The following is a 21,368-nucleotide window of genomic DNA, read 5'->3' on the forward strand; positions in this document are numbered from 1 at the left end:
AATCAGAGGAATTCCCCGTCAGACGCGCGAGTAATCTGGCATTAAGCCAAACCCAAGCGAACGCTATTTTTCACGTGGACAACTTTGTGGATAAGATGCCAATCCGCACGCAATACCGCCCACAAGTCCTGCCAACTTTTAATTTGAAGCGATCGCCATTGCTGGGAACTAGATCCGCAGCGGCAAGTCAAATTGCGACGAAAACTCGCGCACGGTTTATCCACAAACTTGTGCAGACTTACCGTTTTTGTCACGCGTATTTTCCGCAAGCACGGGCGCAGCAATTATTGATTGCACAAGTATCTTGCCCGGCGGAAACGCCGTGCGCCATCATCCATTTGGAGGAGAGGCGGCGGTTTCATGTGAACCCTGTGGAAAACTCGCTCGGCCGGCTTCGCAGAGTTCTTCCGCACTTGGAGAGAACCTGTTTCGCGATTGACGCGGCCTGGGCAGAAAACTCCCACAGCGAACAGCGAAAGCACAATCTGGCGGGCTGGACGCGATGCCAAAACGGGCCGGCCCGCGTTCCTATCCCCAATTCTATCCACAGGCTGAGCAGGCTATTTCGGCGGCTTTCGGGCAAGAATCTGTGCATAACCGGGATGGGGATATCTTTGTGAACAACCGCGCCGAAATGAAAAAAAGGCCGGTCTAAACGGCCGCTAAACCCCTCACCGACGGCGGCCCCATCCGAAAGACGGCCCCATTGAAAAGTGCCGCCAAGCGCCCATTTTCCCTGGGGAAATGCTGGTTTTCTTCTGATACGAGGGCATGGCAGGCCGCCATTTGAGCCTTGCTTGGCCGGCGCCATCGAGTAAATGGTAAAAACCAAAAATCTGTGCAAAACCCCGTATATGCCGAGCACGGTGCTTCATTAATGAGCACCCAAACCTCGATGCTCAAAAATAATTATCCACAGAGTTATCCAAGGTTTGAGAACATGTTAGTGGACACTAACATCAAGCTATCGCTGACCCACAGGCGTTGCTGACCATAAGGCCGCACAAATGAAACAACGCCCCAGATCCGGAGATCTTGGGGCGTTGTAGCCAGGTTTGGACCTGGCAGACGGGAAAAGGGATTTCCCGATTTAGAGCGGGCGAATTTCGGCCGCTTGAGGTCCTTTCGGACCATCCTTAACTTCGAATTCGACTTCCTGCCCTTCGTTCAGGCTGCGATAGCCGCGGCCCTGGATGGCGGAAAAGTGTGCGAAAACTTCGGTTCCGCCAACATCCGGGGTGATGAAGCCATAACCCTTGTCAGCGTTGAACCACTTAACTTTGCCCTTCTGAGCCATTTTCTCTAGCGTCCTGTAATTAACTTGAAATGCAATGAATCAAGGGGGACGCCGTGAGAACTGAACGACCGGTATAAAACCCTGCGTTGCCGCTGTGTTCTCGCTCGTCGCCAAGCAACAGAACGAGTCCGCGCGCTGCTTGAATCAACTGCGGAATCAGCATACTCATCCGGCATCGGCGACTCATATTGTTGTTTACCCCAATGTCGCATTTTTCAGACTCGGCCCAAGGCCCGCACTGCGGAATTAGGCTTGCCGCCGCGCAAGAACGGCGTAAATCGGCCCCGTCACAGTCACGACGAAAACCATGCGCGTAACGTGAAACGCGGTGACCACCGGCACGCCTAGTTGCAGCACCTTGGCCGTGATGGCCATTTCAGCAATGCCCCCCGGCGTCGTCCCCAATATCAGCGTCGGGGCCGGGGCTGCCGACCAATACGACAGCAGTGCGCCCAAACCAAAAGCCAGCACCAGGGCGCCCAGCGTGAAGGCGGCCACCACCGCAATAAAACGCGGCGCCGCGCGAAAGAAATCCGGGCGGTAACGGTCTCCCAGCGACCAGCCGATCAGCAGCTGTCCCGCCTTGGGCACGTAGTCGGGCAGCGCGGACAGTTCAATGCCGAAAACAGTTAACAGCATTGCCACCACCATGGGCCCCAGCACCCACGGATTTGGCAAGCGCAGCTTCATGAATGCCAGCCCGCCCAGGCACGTCAGCAGCACCAATGCGGCCAGGCCCGAGCCGTGCACCCTCTGGGGTCCAGGCACCGTCGGATCCAGGCCGGCCACGCCCCACCACTGGAAGATAAACGGCACCGTTATCACCACCAGCAGGACGCGCACGCTATGAGCTGTGGCAACGCGGTCAATGCGCGCGCCGTGGCGTTCCGCCAGGCTGGCCATTTCGCTGGCCCCGCCGATGGCCGATGCAAACCAGGCAGTCTTAAAGTCGGCATCCGTATAGCGGCGAAGCATCGCGGTACCCATGAACGCCAGCCCCAGGGCGAACACCATGCCGACGATGATGGGGCCGGCGTTGCTGCCGATGTGTTCCACCACCTGCGGCGTGAAATACAAACCCAGCGACGTGCCGATCACCCACTGGCCCCCATTGCGCGCCGGGCGCGGGCAGGCGGTTCCCACGCCGGCAATGCGCGTTGCAGCCGTCGCCAGCAAGGCGCCCAGCATCCAAGGCAAGGGCATATGCGCCCACACCGCCAACAGCGCGCCCACCGACGCAATCGACAATCCCCCCGCCACCCTCAACAACATGTTCCGCCGCACGATCCCATCCACGTTTATCGCTTTCGCTCATTGCGAAAAAAACGAATTATGAGTTAGTGGGATACTTACGAAAACTCTCTTCGCCCATCGCGCATTCCCTCGCATCCACCATGATCCGATCCAAACTTCCCGACGTTGGCACCACCATCTTCACCGTCATGAGCCGCCTGGCCATCGAGCACAAGGCCATCAACCTGGGTCAGGGCTTTCCCGACTTTGATCCCGACCCAGCGCTGTGCGCGCTGGTCACGCAGGCCATGGCGAACGGGCATAACCAGTATCCGTACATGCCCGGCGTGGCGCCCTTGCGCGAAGCCATCGCGGCAAAGACCCAGGCCCTGTATGGCCACGCCTACGACCCGGAAACCGAGATCACGGTGACCAGCGGCGCCACCGAAGCCCTCATGGCCACCGTGCTGGCCGCCGTCGGCAGCGGCGACGAAGTGGTGGTCATCGAGCCCTGCTATGACTCGTACCTGCCCGCGATCCGTCTGGCCGGCGGCACCGCGGTACCGGTGCCGCTGCGCGCGCCCACCGAAGCCGACCCCTACTACCGCATCGATTGGCAGCGCGTGCGTGACGCCATCACGTCCAAGACGCGCCTGTTGATGCTGAACTTTCCGCACAACCCCACGGGCGCCGTGCTCGATGACAGCGACCTGGATGCGCTGGAAGCCATCGTTCGGGACACCGGCGTTTTGCTGGTGTCAGACGAGGTCTACGAACACATCGTGTTTGACGGCAAGCCGCACGCCAGCGTCGCGCGTCGTCCGTTGCTGGCCGAACACGCATTCGTGATTTCTTCTTTCGGTAAGACTTATCACACCACCGGCTGGAAAATCGGCTACTGCTGCGCGCCGCGCCAACTTAGCGCCGAACTGCGCAAGGTGCATCAATTCATGGTGTTCACGGTGCCCTCGCCGATGCAGTTCGCGCTGGCCGAGTTCATGCGTGATCCCAAGCCTTATCTGGATCTGCCGGCGTTCTACCAAGCCAAGCGCGATCGTTTGTCGGAAGGCCTGGCCAAGACGCGTTTCCGGCCGTTGCCCAGCCCGGGCACGTTCTTTTTGCTGGCGGACTACAGCCAGATTTCCAAGCAGAACGAAGCCGACTTCGCCCGCGACCTGACCGTCAACCACGGCGTGACCGTGATTCCCGTTTCGGCTTTCTATCGCCAACCCGACGCGGCGGAATCCAACCACCATATCGTCCGTTTCTGCTTTGCAAAGAAAGACGCGACCTTGGACGCCGCCTTGGAACGATTGGCGCAAGTCTAGCCAGAGGCCAAACCAAAACCAAAACCAAAACAAAAACCAAAGCACCGGAATATGAGCGATTACTCATATTCATAAATCAAACAACAGGGGCGCTTAAAAGCGCCCCTGTTGCCTACGTCAAGCCGCGTTCTCCGCCGCTTTTCGCGCACGCCGCACGCGGCGAAGAACCTGCGGAACTACGACGACCGCAACCGCCGCCGCCCACATCGACATCGACACTGGACTGGCGAACAACACTCGCACATCGCCATCGGTCATCGACAAGGCACGGCGCAGGTTCTGTTCCATCATGTTGCCCAGCACGACGCCCAGCACCAGCGGCGCCATCGGCACGCCAAACTTGCGCAGGAAGTATCCCAGCGCGCCGATGCCAGCCACGAGCAGCAAGTCGAACGTGCCGGCGTTGATGGCATAGACGCCGATATAGCTGATGCACAAAATGCCCGGCACCATCAGCCACCCCGGCACCGACAGTACCTTCGAGAACAGGCGCACCAGCGGCACATTCATGACGAAGAGCAGCACGTTTGCCACGAACAACGACGCGATCAGGCCCCACACGAGTTCGGGCTTGGTATCGAACAGCACCGGCCCCGGCGTGATGTTGTAGAGCGTCAGCGCCCCCATCATGACCGCCGTCGTGCCCGACCCGGGCACGCCCAGCGTCAGCATCGGCACAAAAGAACCGATCGCTGATGCGGTGGCGGCCGCCTCCGGCGCGACCAAGCCGCGCATGTCGCCCTTGCCGAACTTGGCATCGGGATCCTTGGCTTCGATGATGCGTTTTTCTTGCGAATACGCGACCGCCGCGGCCACGCTTGCGCCCGCCCCCGGCAACACCCCCACGCCGAAGCCCACCAGCGCACTGCGCACCACGCTCCACCACGTGAACGCCAGCTCTTTCAGATTGAAAAGCTTGCGCCCACTGGGCGTGACCTCGACGCTATGCCCAGCCATCACCTTTTCCAACATTTCCAGCATCTCGCTGACCGCGAACAACGCAATAACCACCACCACGAAATCAATACCGTCAGCCAAGTGCACCGATTCAAACGTGTAGCGATATACGCCCGAGTTCGCATCCACGCCGACCACCGAAATCGACAGGCCGATCATCGCCGCCAGCACGCCTTTGACCGGCTGTTTTCCCAGCAAGCTGGTCAGACAACAGAAGGCGAAGATCATCAGCACGAAGTACTCGGCCGGCCCGAACGCCAACGCCCATTTGGCCAACAACGGCGCCAGCAGGATGATGCCCACCACCGACACGATGGCGCCGAAAAACGCCGACCATGCCGACAGCGACAACGCCACGTTGGCCATGCCTTGTCGCGCCAGCGGGTAACCATCAAGCGTCGTCATGATGGCGCTTGCCTCGCCCGGTACGTTCAGCAAAATTGCCGTGATACGGCCGCCATACTCCGCACCCACGTACACCGCGGCCAAGAGGATCAACGCGGTTTCCGGCGGCAGGTTCATCGCGAACGCGATGGGAATCAGCATCGCCACGCCGTTGACGGGCCCCAGGCCGGGCAGCACGCCCACCAGGGTGCCGATGAACGAACCGATCATGGCAACCAAAATGTTGGTCAGCGAAAACGCAACGCCGAATCCGATCGAAAGATGATCAAGAATGCTGCTCATAGCAGGGTCTCCAGCAAGCCGCCCGGCAGGACGACGTCCAGCACTTTGTCGAACAACACAAAAAAGAGAAGACTCATGACGATGCCGCCGATGGCGCATTTGATCCAGCTGCCGGCAAACAGGCGGCCGACGAAGATCGTCATCAGGGTGGTCGCGACGATGAATCCCAGCCACTGGAACAGGAACGCGTAGGCGACCGTAAACGCCATCATCAGCGCGATGCGCCCGTTGGCGCCCGGCGGGTTTGATTCAACGGGGTGGCCGCCCTTGTAGATCAGCCAGAGGCCACACAGGCCGATCATGGCCGCCACCAACAGGGGAAAGGCGCGCGGGCCGACCGGTTCGTAGGCGAATGGGGCTTCGATGCCCCATCCGGCTGATGTCATGAAGGCGGCCAGCGCCAGTGCGCCGATGCCCAGGATTCGATCGTTCATGATCCACTTTCCGTTGTGAATGAATGCGCGGACGCAGCCGCCCCCGCGCGCCACCGACAAACGCGGCGGCGCGGGGGCGCCGGCAAGGCGCGATCGGTGGGAAGGCCTTGCGGCCGGCTTACTTCTTGATCAGGCCGAACGAATCCGCCAGTTCGCCATAGACCTTGACCTGGCTCTTAACGTAGGCATCCAGGTCGGGCCCGGTCTTGTTGAAGGGGAACAGGCCCTGTTGCTGGCGCAGCTTGTCAAACTCAGGCGAGGCAGTCGCCTTGTTGAACGCGTCGACCCAGAACTGATAGTCGCTGTCGGACACCTTCGGACCCACGTAGAAGCCCCGGATGATGGGCCAGACGATGTCGTAGCCCTGTTCCTTGGCCGTGGGCACCGTGCCCAACTTGCCGGGCAGGCGCTGGTCGTTGAACACGGCCAGCACGCGGATCGGTGCGCCGCCTTCCAGCATGGTGAACGCTTCGGCCGCGTCGCCCATGTACGCCTGGATATGCCCGCCACGCAGCGCGGTGACCGCTTCGCCGCCGCCTTCGAATGCGACGAAGCGCATCTTCTTGAAGTCCACGCCCGCCGCCTTGGCGGTCAACGCCGCCTTCATCCAGTCCTGGCTGCCCACCGTGCCGCCGGCGCCCAGCACGATCTTGGTGGGATCCTGCTTGAACGCGTCCATCAGGCTTTTCAGGTCCGTATACGGAGAATCGTTGCGCACCACAGCCACGCCGTAGTCGGTGCCGATGGCCGCCAGCCAGCGCACGTCGTCGACGTTGTACTTGCCAAACTTGCCCTGCGCCAGGTTCAGCAGCGAACCCCCGGAGAACGCGACGATGGTGCCGGGTTCATTGGGGTGCTGCGCCACGATGTTGTTGTAGGCCACCGCGCCGATGCCGCCCGGCATGTAGACGATACGCATCGTGTTCTTGATCGCGCCGCTTTGCTTCAAGCCCTCGGTCGCCAGGCGGCAGGTCAGGTCAAAGCCGCCGCCCGGCTGGGCCGGTGCGATGCATTCGGGGCGGCGCGGCTCGTCGGCGGCGTGGGCGGCGCCCAGGGACAGGGTCATCGCGCCAAGTGCGGCCACGGCGGCCAGGCGCAGCTTCAGGCTGGTCTGCATTTGTCTCTTCTCCAGGTTTTATAGGTCTAGGTATGGCTGATGCCGCCAGGCCGGCGATGCCTTGCCTGCATGGGCCCAGCGAACCCTACCGTACAAAATCGAAGCTTTCCAAACCCTTTCAATTTCGCGCGATTTCGTGACGCGGCGCAGCATCGGGATCGCGGTTGCGGGCGGGCGCCAGGGAAAACACCAGGGCCGCACGCAAGCCCGGCAAGGGCTTGCGGTTTTCCAGGACGAGGGTGGCGCCCAGTATTCCGGCAATGGTGCCCACAATGGCCAAGCCCAGGCCCGCCCCCGACGTGTTCTTGCCTGCCGCACCCCGGCGAAAACGCACGCAGGCGCGCGCGATGTCGTCCGCGGACATCCCCGGGCCGTCGTCCTCGACGGCCAGACGCGCTTGGCTCCCTTCCACGTGCACCGTCACGGTGACCTCGCCGGCCGGCCGCGCATAGCGGATGGCGTTATCGACCAGGTTCGTGACGGCCTCGCGCAGTAGCCACTCCGCGCCGCTGACGCATACCGGCCGACTTTCCGCTTCCAGCCCGATGTCCAGCTGACGCGCTCGCGCGGCGGGCAGCAGGCTTCGGATGACGGCGTCGGCCAGCTCGACCAGATCCACCGGTTCCGCAGTAAACCCCCCTTCGGCCACGGAAGCGTCCTTAGCGCGCGCCAGGGCGAGCATTTGGTTGGTGGCGCGCACGGCCCTGTCCAGGCCCTCCTGCATCGCCAGAAGGGCTGTACGGACCTCCTGGGGGTCTGTTTCGCGCAGGGCATAGGCCGTTTGGGTACGCAAAACCGACAAGGGCGTGCGCAATTGGTGCGAGGCGTCGTCAAGGAACTGGCTCTGCACCCTCGCCTGGGCCGCAAAACGGGCCATGTGGAGGTTTACAGCCGAAACCAGGGGCAGGACCTCACCCGGCATCTCGGATGCGCTGACGGGGCTTAAATCGTCTCCAGAACGCCCTTCCACCTCCTGCCTTAGTCGAACCAAGGGGCGCAGCGCCATGAAAACCCCCAGGATGATGACCAGAACGCTGATCAGAATCACGGCCAGGTCCCGTTCCACCGAGCGCAACAGCACCTGGTGCATGAACGCCTGGCGGCTTTCCAGCCCCTCGGCCACCTGCACGATTACCCGTCCCCCTTTGTTTGCATACAGGGGCGGATCCATCGGCCGGGCCAGCGCGGCGACGCGCACCGGGGCGCCCTGGTAGGTCGCGTAAAAAAAACGCGGTTCGCCCGATTCCAGCGGCTGCTCGGGCAACGGCAAGCCGGGATGCCCGATTTCGGCCAGCCCGTCTTCGGTTGCCACGCGATAGAAAACGCTGCCATTGGCCGTCAGCTCAAAAAATTCAAGCATCAGGTAAGGCTGTTCCATGGCTAATCCACCGCTGGCTGTGGATATGTTGTGGTCAATCGCGCGAAGCGCGCCAGCCAGCGATCGGTCATAGGCAATGTCGACCTGGTTGCGCAGTTGATGGTTCGACAGCCACAGCGCGCCCATCATCACCAGGACCAACGTGGGGATAAGCCACCAGAGCAACTGCGTTTTCAGGGTGCGATTACGTTTTTTTCCCGCGAAAAAACCCGTTTTTCTCGGATTTCTAGTTGTCAACAAGGTTCTCCAGGCAGTAGCCCATGCCCCGCATGGTCACGATCTGCACACCGGTATCCGCCAATTTCTTGCGCAGGCGGTGTACCAGCACTTCGATGGCTTCCAGGTTGATGTCCGCATCGTCCGTCACGATGCGGTCAAGAATTTGCTGCTTGTTGATGGGCTCGCCACTTTTCTGAATCAACACCCGAAGTACGGCATGTTCACGTGGGGATAACTGCAAAGTCTGTCCCGAGACCATGAATTTTTGAGCCGCAGTCTCAAAAACCAGGTTTCCCAGAGACAGACGCGGGTGTTCGCGTCCCCGGCTGCGCCGAATCAGTGCGATCAAACGCGCTTCCAACTCTTCCACAACAAACGGTTTCGGCAGGAAATCGTCTGCACCCAGATGCAGCGTTCCAATTTTTTCGGCCAAGGAATCGCGCGCGGTCAAGACCAACACCGGCGTTCGATCGTCTCGCGCGCGAATTTTTGCCAGCAAGGCATGGCCGTCCATACCGGGAAGTCCCAGATCCAGGACGACCGCATCGAATTCTTCGATTGCCAACCGTCTTTCGGCGACCAATCCGTCGTCAGCCCATTCGACGACAAAGCCTGCGTGTCGAGCCAGGCTTCTTGAAAGCCAGCGAGCAAGTTCGGCTTCGTCTTCTATCAGAAGGATGCGCATGGACGGAGTCCGGGGGGGAGTGGCTGGGCGGAATGGGAAAGCATGTTTGGCTTTTCCTTTATTTCTCTTTATATAAAGACTAATGATTAATAAGGCCTGTGGATAACTACCTTAACCTTGAAAACCTCATTCTTTTCATCAGCTTGCAGCGGTTTTTGCCTGTGCAAGAACTCTGTGTGGGAAAAAAGTTGAAGTTGGACAACATTTCGGCCACCCCCAAAAACACCACCTTGTTCAACTTGCCTCCACACAATGTGCACAACCTGGCTACTTAGGAGTTATCCACAGGGTCGGCCATGGGAATTGGGGTGGAAAGCGGCACTTTTACCCCGAAAAACCGGCCGTTGCCTACCGGGTTTTTCGCTCTTGCAGGGGGTCAAAATCGCCTTTTGAGGCACTTGGGCGACCGGGCATTCGAGGGGGCGCGCCGGCGCTTTCTTGACAGGGGACTGAACAAAAAGTGAGCAGCTTCCGCCGTAAAATCCGGCGATGGCTATAGAAAAAAGCATCATGAAATCCAGGGCGAAACACGGCTTGGTTTACCGGTTAAGGGCCCGCTTGGTGGCCGACAATCTGCCCGCCACCTTGTGCGCGGCGGCGCTGATGGGGCTGTTCGGCGCCCTGGCAACCGTGGTGTTTCGCGAACTGCTGGGCTGGACGCAGATGTTGCTGGGCGGCGAAGAGGTTCCGCGCGGCATGGTGTCGCTGGCGCGGGGGCTGGACCCTTGGCAACGGTTCCTGCTGCCCGCTGCGGGGGGCGCCGTCGCCGGTCTCGTCCTGCAAATGGCTGCCCGGTGGCTGCCAAAGCGGGGCGCAGCCGACTATATGGAAGCCATTTCCATTGGCCGCGGCGTCATTGGCCTGCGCCAGACACTCGCGCGCAGCCTGTCGTCCATTTTTTCAATCGGCTCCGGGGCGTCGATCGGGCGCGAAGGTCCGATGGTCCAGCTGGCCGCCATGTTTTCATCGCTGACCGGCCGATTCCTGCTGCTGCCGCCCCGCCATCTGCGCCTATTGGTCGCCTGTGGGGCCACGGCAGGCATCACGTCCGCCTATAACGCGCCCATTGCGGGCGCCTTGTTCATATCCGAGATCGTCTTTGGCGTAATTTCGTCCGCCACGCTGGTGCCGCTTGTGGTGTCGTCAGTGGTGGCCAACATCGTCACGCGCCAGATCCTGCACTACGACGCTGTCTTCCATATGCCGCATTTTGAATTTGTGTCGGGGTGGGAAGTGATCAATTACCTGGGTCTGGGCGTCGCCGCTGGCCTGGTCGCGCCTCAATTCCTGCGATTTCTGGATCTGTCGCGCGCCACGTTTTCGCGGCTGCCCTTCCCGCTCTGGCTCCGGATGGCATTGGGCGGACTGGTGGTCGGTGCCTTATCGGTCGTCAACCCCCAGGTCTGGGGCAATGGTTACAGCGTGGTCAACAGCATGCTGCATACGCAATGGGCCTGGCAGGCCGTGGCGGCCATCTTGCTGATGAAGATAGTGGCCACGGGCGCCAGCGTGGGGTCGGGCGCGGTCGGCGGCGTGTTCACGCCGACGCTGTTTGTGGGAGCGGCCTTGGGTGCGCTGTATGCGAGCGGGTTGCAAGCGCTGTTGCCGGCGGGTGATGTGTCGGCAATTTCCAGCTATGCCGTTGTCGGCATGGGGGCGTTGCTGGCCGCCACCACGTCCGCGCCGCTGATGTCGACGCTGATGATTTTTGAGATGACGCTGAGCTATGAAGTGATGCTGCCGCTGATGTTGGCCTGCATTACGGGATACGTCATTGCACATCGGATACGGCCGGAGTCGGTGTATGCGAAATCACTGGCGAACAACGAGCGCGCGCAGCGTGCGGTGTGGAAAGTAGCGGCGAAAACTGACGTCGAGAGGTGACGCCGAAAGGTGAAATTTAGCAAGGAATATTGAAAAGAAAGCTGAATGGATAACGTGAGCAAAAGCTCAGTTTGTTCAGTCGGACCTCAGATTTCCTTGTCTGTCATACGCCCGGCAGCACTTCATGGATCAATGCGTTCTCCGTTTACGCGGATCACCGGCTTGCGCTTCTCACCGAAGCCGCACAACTTATCGATTTCCTTGGGGAACGGCGTGTACGGCACGTTGTACTGGATGAAGGCTTCAACGCTGTCCGGAAATGCGTTGATGAGCAGCCAGCCCAGCCAGAGCGGGATGGTGAGGGGAGCCTTGAACATCCCATAGGGCGTCGCCAGCCGGCCTCGTAACCCTGCATACCAGTCCCGGTATGGTTGCAGGGTCTCTTGCCAGCGGCTTTGTCGCGGCGGCAGCGGCGCGGGCTTGGAGTAACCGCCAGATGGTGGCTGTGGGCAAGTCAGATGGTGAGGGCATGGCGTGCTCTTGGGGACGACCCACTTTGGTAGTCGTCGATGGCGTCAATTAGCGATGACCACTTTTAGAAGCAACTGCCAGACCCGGTAAATAAGAACAGTCCGATAAGCGCGTGAGGTAGATCCTGTTTTCTTGACGAGGCGTAGGGACGCGCATCGAGGAGCAGATCGGGAAAGCGATCTGCTATATGGCCTTTCAAATCAGGCCCTTGTCCGGTTACTTACCGATGCAAAAGCGGGAGAAAATCTCGCCCAGCAAATCATCGCTGGTGAATTTTCCGGTGATGCTCGTCAGGCTTTCATGCGCCAGCCGCAGCTCTTCCGCAAACAGGTCCAGCACCCGGTCGTCCTGACCCGCGTGTTCGCCGGCCAATTCCAAATGTTCAGCCGCCTGTTGCAAGGCGTGCAGGTGACGTTCGCGCGCCAGCCAGGGTGATTCGGCGCCGGGGTTCCAGCCTGCGATGTTCAAGAGTTCGGCGCGCAGCGCGTCCAGGCCGGCCCCGCGCTTGGCTGAGATACCCAGTTCACCCGCGCCCGGCGTGAACGCTGTGGATAACAGGTCCACCTTGTTGAACACCTTCAACACCGGGGTACGGGGCGGCAGGCGCGCGGTGATCTGCGCGTCCAGTTCATCGCCCGGCTGCGTTGCATCCTGCAGATGCAAAATAACGTCAGCCCGTTCGATTTCCTGCCAGGTGCGCGCGATGCCGATGCTCTCAACCGTGTCCTCGGTTTCGCGCAATCCGGCCGTGTCCACAATGTGCAATGGCACGCCGTCGATATGGATTTCCTGCACCACTTTGTCGCGTGTCGTGCCCGCAATGGGGGTGACGATGGCGATGTCGTCGCCTGCCAGCGCGTTGAGCAGGCTTGATTTACCGACGTTGGGTTGGCCGGCCAGCACCACATGCAGGCCCTCGCGCAGGATGACGCCCTGGCGGGCTTGCGCGATCAGTTTGGACAGGTCCGCCGTCAGCGCGTCCAAGGTGGGACGCGCCTGATACTTTTCAAGGAAGTCGATTTCTTCTTCAGGGAAATCCAGCGTCGCCTCGACCAGCATGCGCAGGTGAATGATGCGGTCGGACAGGTCGTTCACGCGCGATGAAAATTCGCCGGACAACGACGCCATGGCGCCTCGCGCGGCCGCCACGGAAGACGCATCGATCAGGTCCGCCACGGCTTCGGCCTGCGCCAGATCCATGCGGTCGTTCAGAAAGGCGCGACGCGTGAATTCACCGGGTTCGGCCAGGCGCACGCCCAGGTCGCGCCCGGCCGCCAGGCAGCTTTCCAGCACGCGCCGCAACACGGCGGGGCCACCGTGGCCTTGCAGCTCAAGCACGTCTTCACCGGTATAGGAATGCGGTGCGCGAAAGTAGAGGGCGATGCCTTCGTCCAGCAGTTCGCCGTCGATGGATTTGAACGGCAGATAGTGCGCGTGGCGCGGCGTGAGTTCGCGTTGGAAAATGCGCCGCACCAATTCGGACAGGTCCGCACCAGAAACGCGCACGACGCCGATGCCACCTCTTCCGGGGGCGGTGGCAATGGCGGCAATAGGGGCGTAAGCGGACATATCTGAGAGGCGGGGAAGCGAGAACAATAGGGGAATATAACTGTTGCGCGGCTCCTTGTTTGCTGGTTAATGTGGCCCCGAGGTTCAAAACCCGAAACAACTCTGGGAGATCACGATGGCATCTCGGTTTTCGCGTGTCTTGGCCTGCGGCTCGGCCGCGGTGATGTTGGCCTTTGGCACATTCAGTTCCGCTATGGCTCGCGATCTGGTGATCGCTTTGAAGACCGAGCCCTCATCGATGGATCCGCAGTACCACGCGTTGACGCCCAACACGCAAATCTCCCAAACCATCTTCGACACCCTGGTTGCTACCGACGCCCAGTTGAAACCGAAGGCCGCGTTGGCCGAATCGTGGACGGTTGACGGCAAGGTATGGACGTTCAAGCTGCGTCCCAACGTCAAGTTTTCGGACGGCACGCCGTTCACCGCGGAAGACGTCGTATTTACCTACGACCGAGTCCCCAAAGTACCCAACAGCCCCTCGCCCTTCACGCTGTATCTTGGCTCGGTGGCGAAGACCGAAGCGGTCGATCCCATGACCGTACGCATCACCACGAAGGAAGTCGCGCCCAACCTGCTGGTGAACCTTGCGCAGTTGCCCATCATGTCGAAAAAGGCCGCGTCGGGCCCGGCGGCTGAAGGCAAGACCACCACCGAATTGAATAGCGGCGATGGCCTGGTGGGCACGGGTCCGTACAAGTTCGTGTCATGGAAACGCGGCGCCGAATTCGTGCTGGCGCGCAATGAGAATTACTGGGGCAAGAAGCCCGAGTGGGACCGTGTGGTGTATCGCCCGATCAGCAATGCCGCCGCGCGCGTGGCCGCATTGCTTGCCGGCGACGTCGACATGATCGAGGACCCCCCCACCGACGATCTGCCCAAGCTCAAGGCGGACAAAAAGCTCTTTGTGGAAGAGACGCCGTCGGTGCGCGTCGTGTACGTGGCGCTGGACCAGTACGCCGAGCCGTCACCCGGTATCCAGGGCACCGATAAGAACCCCATGAAGGACAAGCGCGTGCGTGAAGCGCTGTCGCTGGCCATCAATCGCGATGCCCTGGTGGAACGCGTGATGGGGGGCGTGGCGCTGCCCGCCGGCAACCTGCTGCCCTACCCCATGTTCGGCTCCAGCAAAGAGCATTCGAAGGCACCCAAGGCCGATGTGGAAAAGGCCAAGGCCCTGCTTAAGGAAGCCGGTTATCCCAACGGCTTTTCGATCACGCTGGGGTCGCCGTCGGGCCGCTACGTGAACGATTCGAAGGTGGCGCAAGCCATCGCATCGATGTGGACGCGCATCGGCGTGAAGACCAGCGTGGACGCGATGGCGCCGCCGGTGTTCTTCAAGAATCGCGACAGCTATCAGTTCTCGGCGTATCTGGCAGGGTGGTCCGTGACCAGCGGTGAAATGTCCAACGCGCTGACGTCCTTGCTGGTCACGCGCAACCCGGAAGCGGGTCTGGGCACGACCAACCGCAGCCGCTATTCCAATCCCAAGATGGACGAGCTGGGCAAGGAAGCGTCTTCCACCATGGATGATGCCAAGCGCGCCGAGTTGCTGTCCAAGGCCAGCAACATGGCCATGGACGATTACGCCATGCTGCCGGTGCACTTTGAACTGTCGGTATGGGCGATGAAGGGCGACATCCGCTACCAGGGCCGCCCCGACCAGGTCACGCTTGCGCAGTTCGCAACCCTGAAGAAGTAACGCGCAACGCGGGCGGTCTCCAGTGCTGGCAACAATCGTAAGAAGACTGCTGCAAACCATCGTCGTCATGCTGGTCATGTCGGCGTTGGTCTTTGCGGGCATCTACATGGTGGGCGATCCGGTCTCGATGCTGGCCAGCCCGGAAGCCACCGAGGCGCAGCGCGCCGCCATCAGCGCATCGCTGGGTTTGGATCTGCCGCTGTGGCGGCAATATCTGATCTTCATGGGCCAGGCGGTGCGCGGCGATTTCGGCAACAGCTTCCTGACGGGCGAGCCCGCCATGCACCTCATCCTTGAGCGCATGCCGGCCACCGTGGAATTGGCCTGTGTGGCCATGCTGCTGTCCGTGCTGATCGGCGTGCCGCTGGGCATCCTGGCGGGCTTGAAGCCGCAAGCGCCCGGCTCGCGCGCCATCATGACGGGATCGGTGCTGGGCTTTTCCTTGCCCAACTTCTGGGTCGGCCTGATGCTCATCATGGTGTTCGCCGTGATGCTGGGGTGGGTGCCTGCGGGTGGGCGCGGCAAGACCGTCAGCATCGGCTCGTTGCAGCTCAGCGTGTTGACCTTAAGCGGGTGGATGAGCCTGGCGCTGCCCGCCGCAACGATCGCCATCGCCAAGTGCGCCATGATCATCCGCGTGACGCGGGCCGCCACGCGCGAAGCGCTGCCGATGGACTACATCAAGTTCGCGCGCGCCAAGGGCCTGTCGGAAAAACGCGTGCTGGGCGTGCATCTGTTAAAGAACATCCTGATCCCCGTCGTGACCGTCGCGGGCCTGGAATTTGGCCAGGTGATGGCGTTTGCCGTGGTCACCGAAACGGTCTTTTCGTGGCCCGGCATGGGCAAGCTGCTGATCGATTCCATCATCAACCTGGACCGCCCCGTGGTCGTGGCCTACCTGCTCTTGATCGTGTTCTTTCTGGTCATGTTGAACCTGGTGGTGGACATCATCTACACGGTGCTGGACCCCCGCGTACGCTTGGATAGCCGCCGATGAATAGTCCCGTCAGCCCCGCCAGCCCCGCCGTGCCCATCGCTGCCAAAAAAGAACAAACGCCCTGGCGCCGCTTCGTCTCTGATTTTTTCGCCAGCAAGCTTGCCACCCTGGGCCTGGTGATGCTGCTGGTCATCGTCGGCGCGGCGGTGTTGGCACCGTGGATCGCGCCGCAGAACCCGTACGACCTGGCATCGCTGGACATCATGGATTCCAAGCTCAAGCCCGGCAGCGAAAGCAGTGACGGGTCCATGCATCACTGGCTGGGCACGGATGGCCAAGCGCGAGACTTGCTGTCGGCCATCCTGTACGGCATGCGCACAAGCTTGATGGTGGCCACGATCTCGGTGCTGGCAGCGTTTGGCATCGGTGCGACGGTGGGCCTGATCGCCGCCTATTTTGGCGGCCGCATCGATGCGTTGCTCATGCGGATTGTGGATATCCAGTTGTCCTTCCCCGCCATCCTCGTTGCGCTGATGCTGTTGGCGATTCTGGGCAAGGGTGTGGATAAGGTGATCATCGCGCTGATTGTTGTGCAGTGGGCGTACTTCGCGCGCGCCGCGCGCGGCGCGGCGCTGGTGGAACGCGGCAAGGAATATGTGGAAGCGGCGCGCTGCATGTCCTTGTCGTGGGGCCGCGTGCTGTTTCGCCATGTGCTGCCCAACTGCATGCCTCCCCTGATCGTCATCGCCACCATCGACCTGGCGCACGCCATCGCGCTGGAAGCCACGTTGTCGTTCCTGGGCGTTGGCGTGCCGGTGACCGAGCCGTCGTTGGGCATGCTGATCTATAACGGCTTTGAATACCTGTTGTCCGGCCAGTACTGGATATCGTTTTTTCCCGGCATCGCGCTGGCGCTGGCCATCATCGCCATCAACCTGGTGGGCGACCACCTGCGCGACGTGCTTAACCCGCGTCACGCAAATTAAGGGCGAACGCGATGCAGACAAACGCCGTGCAATCGCCCCTGGCCGTGGCCCGGCCTGTACTTGAGGTCCAGGGACTTAAAACGCATTTCTTCACGCGCAATGGCGTGGTGAAAGCCGTTGACGGCGTGGACCTGACCTTGGCTGAAGGTGAGATCCTGGGGCTGGTCGGCGAATCGGGATCGGGCAAGAGCATCACGGGCTTCTCGTTGATGGGCCTGCTGGATGAGCCCGGCCGCATCGTTGAAGGCCACCTGCGCCTGAATGGGGAAGACCTGCGCGGCGCGACGCCCGCGCGCTGGCGTCAACTGCGCGGCGAAGAGATCGCGATGATCTTCCAAGACCCGATGATGACGCTGAACCCTGTTCTGCGCGTGGATACGCAAATGATCGAGGCCGTGCGCGCGCATCACAACGTGTCGCGCGAGCAGGCGCGCGCGCGGGCCTTGCAGACGCTGACGATGGTGGGCATTCCGTCGCCGCAAGAGCGCCTGCGCGCCTATCCGCATCAGTTGTCGGGCGGCATGCGCCAGCGTGTCGCGATTGCCATCGCGCTGCTTAATTCCCCGCGCCTGATCATCGCCGACGAGCCCACCACCGCGCTGGACGTCACCATTCAGGGGCAGATTCTTTTTGAAGTGCAGAAGCTGTGCCGCGAGACCGGCACCGGCCTGATCTGGATTACGCACGACCTGGCGGTGGTGGCCGGCCTGGCGGACCGCGTGTCCGTAATGTACGCGGGGCGCGTCGTGGAAACGGGCAGCACGCACGACGTCATCACGCATCCCATGCATCCGTACACGCATGGCTTGATCGCATCCATCCCCACGCCGGAATCGCGTGGCAAGCCGTTGGTGCCGATTCCTGGCATGACCCCCTCGCTGTTGAACCTGCCGCAAGGCTGTGCGTTCCGGGGGCGCTGTCCGCGCGCTACCGACGCCTGTCTGATCGAACCGCAGCCCGTTGAAGTTCGCCCGGCGCAATGGGTGCGCTGCTGGCATGCCGGAGACCCAGACCCCAAATGAGCGAAGCACAACGCGACGCCGCCACCCCCATCCTGTCCCTGCGCGACGTAGCGCTGCGCTTTGTGCAGCCCGTGGACCTGGCCGGCCGCATCGCCAACCTGCTGGGCGCGGGCTTGAAGACGCAAGTGGTGCATGCCGTGGCCGGCGTGGACCTGGACGTGCAGCCGGGTGAAGTCATCGGCATTGTGGGGGAGTCGGGCTGCGGGAAATCCACGCTGGGCCGTGTCGTGTCCGGCATTTTGCCGCCCACTTCCGGCGACGTGCACTATCAGGGCAAAGCCGTGAAGTCCATGACGGGCACACAGCGGCGCGCCTATGAGCTTGGCGTGCAGATGATTTTCCAAGACCCCTACGCATCACTTAACCCACGCATGCGCGTGCGCGAGATCATCGGCGAGGCGCCCGTTGCGCACGGCTTGATTCGATCCCGCGACAAGGCCGACTACGTGGCGGGATTGATGCGGCAGGTGGGCTTGGACCCATCCTTCGCGCAACGCTATCCGCATCAGTTTTCGGGCGGGCAGCGCCAGCGTATCGGGATTGCGCGGGCGCTGGCTTTAAAGCCATCCGTGATCGTGTGCGACGAAGCCGTCGCGGCGCTGGACGTGTCCATCCAGGCACAGGTGCTGAACCTGTTTGAACAGCTGCGCGATGACCTGGATTTGACGTATCTGTTCATCAGCCACAACCTGAGCGTCGTCAGTCACATCTCGGACCGCGTGGCCATCATGTATCTGGGCCGCGTGGTCGAGCTTGCCCCGACCGACACCGTTTTTCAACGCGCCAATCATCCGTACACGCAGGCCCTGTTGAAGGAGCTGCCGACGTTGACGCCCGGGCGGCGCACATATCAGCCGATCAAGGGCGAGCTGCCGTCTCCGCTGGATCCGCCCAGCGGTTGCGCGTTTCATCCGCGTTGCCCGCATGCGATGCCGCGCTGCAAAGAAGAGCGCCCCCTGTTGCGCGAGATATCGCCGGGCCAGTACAGCGCCTGTCACTTGAACGATATGGCCTAGCCCACATGCATGGCCGTACTGGACGTGAACGAGGCGAAGCGCGAGAATCCTTCAATGAAAACGCGTGTTTGCATTGCGCGCCCGCGATTGAGCGATTGAAAGCCGTATCTGAATCTCCTAATTCCTAATTCCAACGCCATGAAAACCATAGACGAAATCGAACGCGCGCACGGCGAGTTGACTGCCTTGCGACGGGACATCCACGCCCATCCCGAACTGGCCTTCCAAGAGACGCGCACGTCCAATCTGGTAGCCGAACGCTTGCGTGCGTGGGGTCTGGAAGTGCATACGGGCTTGGGCAAGACCGGTGTGGTCGGCGTGTTGCGCGGCGGCAGCGGCAAGAAGACGATCGGCTTGCGCGCCGACATGGACGCGCTGCCCATGCCCGAGCACAACCGCTTTGCGCACAAGTCCACCATCAGCGGCCGCATGCACGGCTGTGGCCATGACGGGCATACCGCCATGCTGCTGGGTGCGGCGCAATACCTGTCCACCCATCGCAATTTCGACGGCACCGTCGTGTTCATTTTTCAGCCGGCCGAAGAAGGCGGCAACGCCGGCGCGCGCGCCATGATGCAGGACGGGCTGTTCGACAAGTTTCCGTGCGACGCGGTATTCGGCATCCACAACATGCCGGGCATGCCGGTCAACCAGTTTGGCTTTCGGGCCGGCCCCACGATGGCCTCCAGCAACCGGTGGGACATCGTCATCAAGGGCGTGGGCGGCCACGCCGCGCAACCGCATGCGTCGGTCGACCCCATCATCGTGGCGGCCGACATGGTGCACGCCTTGCAGACGGTGATCTCGCGCAGCAAGAACCCCTTGGAACAGGCCGTGCTGTCGATCACGCAGATTCACGCGGGCGATGCCTACAACGTGATTCCCGGAGAGGCCGTGCTGCGCGGCACCGTGCGCACGTATTCGGTGGAAACGCTGGATAAGATCGAGGCCGACATGCGCCGCATCGCCACGACCTTGCCGCAGGTTTATGGCGGCACGGGCGAGCTGGATTTCGTGCGCGCCTATCCGCCGCTGGTGAACTGGGAAAACGAAACGGCCTTTGCGGCCAAGGTCGCTGAAGACGCGTTCGGCGCGGAAAACGTGTTGCGCGACATGCCGCCTTTCATGGGCGCGGAAGATTTTTCTTTCTTCCTGGAAGCGATCCCCGGCGCGTACCTGTTCCTGGGCAATGGCGATGGCGATCACCGCATGGAAAGCTATCACGGCATGGGTCCGTGCCAGCTGCACAACCCGAACTATGACTTCAACGACGCGTTGTTGCCGGTGGGCGCCACGTATTGGGTGAAGCTGGTCGAGGCCTATTTGCCGGCTGCGTAACGCCCGCCAATAACCGATCGGCTATTTGCTAATACGCGACAGGCATGAAGCCGCGAGCCTTTGTCTCGCGGCTTTTTCTATATGACGTGCAGCTTTGATCAAACGCCGATAACTTCGTTTGAGATACAAGGCGAGGTTTCCATAATCGATCGTTCCAGATAGGCCGCAAGGCAACACGGAGCGATCGATGTCCCAGAGCAACGCCCTGCGGCGCGAAGTAGACGCCGCCCCCGCCCTTCGGGCGCAGTCATTTGATATCAAGCCCCTGCCCGGCCCCGTCGGCGCGGAGCTCATTGGCCTGGATCTGTCTCAGGCGCTGACCACGGCGGACTTCTCTCGCGTGCATCAGGCGCATCTGGACCACCACCTGTTGGTGTTCCGCGACCAACGGATCACGCCGCAACAGCATATCGATTTCAGCCGCCGCTTTGGTCCGCTGATGATCCATGTGCTGCATCAGTTTCATCTGCCTGGCCATCCCGAAATCCTTACCGTGTCCAACATCGTGGAAGACGGCAAGCCCATCGGCTTGGGCGACGCCGGCAAGTACTGGCATTCGGATATTTCATACAAGGAATTGCCCAGCCTGGGCTCGTTGCTGCACGCGCAGGAACTGCCCTCCGAAGGCGGCGATACCTTGTTCGCCAACATGCACCTGGCGTATGACACGCTGCCCGCGGCGTTGCGCAATGCCATCGTCGGCAAGCGGGCCGTGCACTCGTACCTGGCGCAGTACGGGCAGCTGCAAAAAGAAGGCAACTGGCGGCCTAACCTCAGCGCGCAACAGATTGCGCAGGTGCAAGAGGTGGTGCATCCGGTCGTGCGCACGCATCCCGAAAACGGCCGTCGCGCGTTGTTCGTCAGCGAAGGATTCACGACGCGCATCGTCGGACTGCCCGAAGACGAAAGCCGCGCGTTGCTGGCGGAACTGTTCGCGCATAGCGTGCGCCCCGAACACATCTATCGCCACCGTTGGCAGCCGCACGATCTGGTGTTCTGGGACAACCGCTCGCTGATCCATCTGGCGGGCGGCACGCCGGACCACCTGCGCCGAAAGCTGTACCGCACGACCATCGAAGGCGATGTGCCGTTCTGAAAACGCGCCGGC

18 protein-coding genes are annotated in these 21,368 nt (G+C 61.5%); 9 read left to right on the top strand and 9 right to left on the bottom strand.

The window, feature by feature from the left end; translation table 11 throughout:
- Window positions 1-1,090 precede the first annotated feature (1,090 nt).
- Together YH64_RS02470 and YH64_RS02475 are read right to left on the bottom strand one after the other, a co-directional pair.
- Entirely contained in the window at window positions 1,091-1,297 is a 207-nt protein-coding gene (locus YH64_RS02470) for a cold-shock protein (protein ID WP_046806066.1), read from the bottom strand.
- A gap of 246 nt (window positions 1,298-1,543) precedes the next feature.
- Window positions 1,544-2,569, bottom strand: a complete 1,026-nt coding sequence (locus YH64_RS02475; protein WP_046806067.1) for an AbrB family transcriptional regulator — start codon at window positions 2,567-2,569, stop codon at window positions 1,544-1,546.
- 122 nt (window positions 2,570-2,691) lie between these two features.
- On the opposite strand from YH64_RS02475, the gene YH64_RS02480 reads away from it, so the two are divergent.
- Window positions 2,692-3,858 carry a pyridoxal phosphate-dependent aminotransferase gene (locus YH64_RS02480; protein ID WP_046806068.1) on the top strand — a complete coding sequence of 389 codons (1,167 nt, stop codon included), beginning with the start codon at window positions 2,692-2,694 and terminating at the stop codon, window positions 3,856-3,858.
- Between the two features lie 117 nt (window positions 3,859-3,975).
- Here the strand turns inward: YH64_RS02480 and YH64_RS02485 are convergent, their stop codons facing one another.
- The 5 genes from YH64_RS02485 to YH64_RS02505 all read right to left on the bottom strand — a co-directional run bounded on the left by YH64_RS02485 (window position 3,976) and on the right by YH64_RS02505 (window position 9,335).
- Window positions 3,976-5,502 (bottom strand): tripartite tricarboxylate transporter permease, encoded by a 1,527-nt coding sequence (locus YH64_RS02485; protein WP_046806069.1) that lies wholly within the window; start codon window positions 5,500-5,502, stop codon window positions 3,976-3,978.
- A complete protein-coding gene (locus YH64_RS02490; protein WP_046806070.1) occupies window positions 5,499-5,936 on the bottom strand; it encodes a tripartite tricarboxylate transporter TctB family protein in 438 nt (145 codons plus the stop codon). The genes YH64_RS02485 and YH64_RS02490 overlap by 4 nt, the downstream gene beginning before the upstream one ends.
- Before the next feature lie 118 nt (window positions 5,937-6,054).
- The gene (locus YH64_RS02495) at window positions 6,055-7,002 is read right to left on the bottom strand and encodes a Bug family tripartite tricarboxylate transporter substrate binding protein (RefSeq protein ID WP_370512721.1); all 948 of its coding nucleotides are present in this window, start codon (window positions 7,000-7,002) and stop codon (window positions 6,055-6,057) included.
- Between the two features lie 169 nt (window positions 7,003-7,171).
- Window positions 7,172-8,668, bottom strand: coding sequence for a sensor histidine kinase (locus tag YH64_RS02500; RefSeq protein WP_143215225.1), 1,497 nt, complete (start codon window positions 8,666-8,668; stop codon window positions 7,172-7,174).
- Window positions 8,658-9,335, bottom strand: coding sequence for a response regulator (locus YH64_RS02505; RefSeq protein ID WP_046806072.1), 678 nt, complete (start codon window positions 9,333-9,335; stop codon window positions 8,658-8,660). Before YH64_RS02505 ends, YH64_RS02500 begins: the two co-directional genes overlap by 11 nt.
- Before the next feature lie 489 nt (window positions 9,336-9,824).
- Here YH64_RS02505 and YH64_RS02510 point away from each other — a divergent pair, with 489 nt between their 5' ends.
- Entirely contained in the window at window positions 9,825-11,219 is a 1,395-nt protein-coding gene (locus YH64_RS02510) for a ClcB-like voltage-gated chloride channel protein (RefSeq protein WP_046806073.1), read from the top strand.
- Between the two features lie 122 nt (window positions 11,220-11,341).
- Here the strand turns inward: YH64_RS02510 and YH64_RS02515 are convergent, their stop codons facing one another.
- Together YH64_RS02515 and mnmE are read right to left on the bottom strand one after the other, a co-directional pair.
- Window positions 11,342-11,536, bottom strand: a complete 195-nt coding sequence (locus YH64_RS02515; RefSeq protein WP_046806074.1) for a hypothetical protein — start codon at window positions 11,534-11,536, stop codon at window positions 11,342-11,344.
- A gap of 370 nt (window positions 11,537-11,906) precedes the next feature.
- Window positions 11,907-13,259, bottom strand: coding sequence for a tRNA uridine-5-carboxymethylaminomethyl(34) synthesis GTPase MnmE (mnmE, locus tag YH64_RS02520; RefSeq protein WP_046806075.1), 1,353 nt, complete (start codon window positions 13,257-13,259; stop codon window positions 11,907-11,909).
- Between the two features lie 115 nt (window positions 13,260-13,374).
- Between mnmE and YH64_RS02525 the strand changes: the two genes are divergently transcribed.
- The 7 genes from YH64_RS02525 to YH64_RS02555 all read left to right on the top strand — a co-directional run bounded on the left by YH64_RS02525 (window position 13,375) and on the right by YH64_RS02555 (window position 21,356).
- Window positions 13,375-14,961: an ABC transporter substrate-binding protein gene (locus YH64_RS02525; protein WP_046806076.1), complete on the top strand. Its 1,587-nt coding sequence runs from the start codon at window positions 13,375-13,377 to the stop codon at window positions 14,959-14,961.
- Between the two features lie 22 nt (window positions 14,962-14,983).
- Window positions 14,984-15,958, top strand: coding sequence for an ABC transporter permease (locus tag YH64_RS02530; protein WP_046806077.1), 975 nt, complete (start codon window positions 14,984-14,986; stop codon window positions 15,956-15,958).
- Window positions 15,955-16,884 (top strand): ABC transporter permease, encoded by a 930-nt coding sequence (locus YH64_RS02535; RefSeq protein WP_046806078.1) that lies wholly within the window; start codon window positions 15,955-15,957, stop codon window positions 16,882-16,884. The genes YH64_RS02530 and YH64_RS02535 overlap by 4 nt, the downstream gene beginning before the upstream one ends.
- A gap of 11 nt (window positions 16,885-16,895) precedes the next feature.
- Window positions 16,896-17,906 (top strand): ABC transporter ATP-binding protein, encoded by a 1,011-nt coding sequence (locus tag YH64_RS02540; RefSeq protein WP_046806079.1) that lies wholly within the window; start codon window positions 16,896-16,898, stop codon window positions 17,904-17,906.
- The gene (locus tag YH64_RS02545; RefSeq protein WP_046806080.1) at window positions 17,903-18,922 is read left to right on the top strand and encodes an ABC transporter ATP-binding protein; all 1,020 of its coding nucleotides are present in this window, start codon (window positions 17,903-17,905) and stop codon (window positions 18,920-18,922) included. The genes YH64_RS02540 and YH64_RS02545 overlap by 4 nt, the downstream gene beginning before the upstream one ends.
- Before the next feature lie 138 nt (window positions 18,923-19,060).
- The gene (locus YH64_RS02550) at window positions 19,061-20,260 is read left to right on the top strand and encodes a M20 aminoacylase family protein (protein ID WP_046806081.1); all 1,200 of its coding nucleotides are present in this window, start codon (window positions 19,061-19,063) and stop codon (window positions 20,258-20,260) included.
- 187 nt (window positions 20,261-20,447) lie between these two features.
- Window positions 20,448-21,356: a TauD/TfdA family dioxygenase gene (locus tag YH64_RS02555; RefSeq protein WP_046806082.1), complete on the top strand. Its 909-nt coding sequence runs from the start codon at window positions 20,448-20,450 to the stop codon at window positions 21,354-21,356.
- Window positions 21,357-21,368: the final 12 nt, after the last annotated feature.

Origin of the sequence: Achromobacter sp. LC458, assembly GCF_001005835.2 — a bacterium.
GTDB classification, from domain to species: domain Bacteria; phylum Pseudomonadota; class Gammaproteobacteria; order Burkholderiales; family Burkholderiaceae_B; genus Achromobacter; species Achromobacter spanius_B.

What these genes read in the sequence shown, in the direction of transcription:
- YH64_RS02515 (WP_046806074.1), bottom strand. Translation starts at nt 11,536, where the DNA reads ATGTTCAAGGCTCCCCTCACCATCCCGCTCTGGCTGGGCTGGCTGCTC.
- YH64_RS02510 (WP_046806073.1), top strand. Translation starts at nt 9,825, where the DNA reads ATGGCTATAGAAAAAAGCATCATGAAATCCAGGGCGAAACACGGCTTG.
- YH64_RS02555 (WP_046806082.1), top strand. Translation starts at nt 20,448, where the DNA reads ATGTCCCAGAGCAACGCCCTGCGGCGCGAAGTAGACGCCGCCCCCGCC.
- YH64_RS02540 (WP_046806079.1), top strand. Translation starts at nt 16,896, where the DNA reads ATGCAGACAAACGCCGTGCAATCGCCCCTGGCCGTGGCCCGGCCTGTA.
- YH64_RS02480 (WP_046806068.1), top strand. Translation starts at nt 2,692, where the DNA reads ATGATCCGATCCAAACTTCCCGACGTTGGCACCACCATCTTCACCGTC.
- YH64_RS02545 (WP_046806080.1), top strand. Translation starts at nt 17,903, where the DNA reads ATGAGCGAAGCACAACGCGACGCCGCCACCCCCATCCTGTCCCTGCGC.
- YH64_RS02525 (WP_046806076.1), top strand. Translation starts at nt 13,375, where the DNA reads ATGGCATCTCGGTTTTCGCGTGTCTTGGCCTGCGGCTCGGCCGCGGTG.
- mnmE (WP_046806075.1), bottom strand. Translation starts at nt 13,259, where the DNA reads ATGTCCGCTTACGCCCCTATTGCCGCCATTGCCACCGCCCCCGGAAGA.
- YH64_RS02475 (WP_046806067.1), bottom strand. Translation starts at nt 2,569, where the DNA reads ATGTTGTTGAGGGTGGCGGGGGGATTGTCGATTGCGTCGGTGGGCGCG.
- YH64_RS02470 (WP_046806066.1), bottom strand. Translation starts at nt 1,297, where the DNA reads ATGGCTCAGAAGGGCAAAGTTAAGTGGTTCAACGCTGACAAGGGTTAT.
- YH64_RS02490 (WP_046806070.1), bottom strand. Translation starts at nt 5,936, where the DNA reads ATGAACGATCGAATCCTGGGCATCGGCGCACTGGCGCTGGCCGCCTTC.
- YH64_RS02535 (WP_046806078.1), top strand. Translation starts at nt 15,955, where the DNA reads ATGAATAGTCCCGTCAGCCCCGCCAGCCCCGCCGTGCCCATCGCTGCC.
- YH64_RS02550 (WP_046806081.1), top strand. Translation starts at nt 19,061, where the DNA reads ATGAAAACCATAGACGAAATCGAACGCGCGCACGGCGAGTTGACTGCC.
- YH64_RS02505 (WP_046806072.1), bottom strand. Translation starts at nt 9,335, where the DNA reads ATGCGCATCCTTCTGATAGAAGACGAAGCCGAACTTGCTCGCTGGCTT.
- YH64_RS02485 (WP_046806069.1), bottom strand. Translation starts at nt 5,502, where the DNA reads ATGAGCAGCATTCTTGATCATCTTTCGATCGGATTCGGCGTTGCGTTT.
- YH64_RS02495 (WP_370512721.1), bottom strand. Translation starts at nt 7,002, where the DNA reads ATGACCCTGTCCCTGGGCGCCGCCCACGCCGCCGACGAGCCGCGCCGC.